Annotated in this window: 1 protein-coding gene; it reads left to right on the top strand. The window is 50.1% G+C overall.

What is annotated here, in order from left to right; genetic code table 11:
* The coding region (locus tag GSO_RS13825; protein WP_010493248.1) for a YhgE/Pip family protein at window positions 1-936 on the top strand (936 nt) is incomplete at both ends.

Consider the following 936-nt stretch of genomic DNA (forward strand, 5'->3'; position numbering starts at 1 on the left):
TCACCAATGGCGTCAGCCAACTCTATTCCGGCTCTGGACAGGTTTCTGGCGGCTTAAATACCTTAAACGGTCAAATCCCAACGCTCACCAATGGCGTCAGCCAACTCTACTCCGGTTCTAGCCAGGTTTCTGGCGGGCTAACCAGCTTGAACGGTCAAATCCCGACGCTCACAAACGGGGTCAGTCAACTCTATTCCGGCTCCAGTCAAGTCTCTGGTGGCTTAAGTACCCTGAACGGTCAAGTACCGACCCTCACGAACGGAGTCAGCCAGCTGGCCAATGGTGCCGGTCAGGTTGCCAATGGCGTTGGTCAATTGAATGCCAATGTTCCAACGCTTGTATCCGGTGTCAACCAACTCGCGGATGGCACTAGCCAAATCACCGCCCAGAGTGGCACCCTTAAATCCGGTTCCACTCAGCTTAAAAATGGCGATAAAAAGTTTGCCAAAACGCTCTCTAGCAGTGCCAAAAAAGTCAACGGCATCACCGTCACCAGTAATACCAAGAAAATGTTTGCCGCACCAACCAAGATGTCGCATAAACATTATTCATATGTTCCTAATTATGGACATGCCCTTGCACCATACGTCTTGAGTCTTGCCCTCTACGTCGGTGCCTTGGTCTTTAACTTTGCTTATCCAATCCGTAAAGTTTCTAAAGCCGATGGCACTGCGACCCAGTGGTTCTTCAGCAAAATCACCATTGGCGCAGTTGTCGCCGTTGCAACCGCCATTGTTGAAGCAACACTGATGATGGCAGTCGGTCTGAACGTCGATCATGTCGGGCAATTTTATCTCACTGCGATTCTTTTCTCGCTAACCTCGATGTATCTCATTATGTTCCTTTCAATGGCATTTGATAATCCTGGCCGATTTCTTGCGATGGTCGGGTTAATGTTACAACTGGGCGGCTCTGGCGGGACCTTCCCAATGGAGC

Source organism: Lacticaseibacillus zeae DSM 20178 = KCTC 3804 (genome assembly GCF_000260435.1).
Lineage (GTDB): Bacteria > Bacillota > Bacilli > Lactobacillales > Lactobacillaceae > Lacticaseibacillus > Lacticaseibacillus zeae.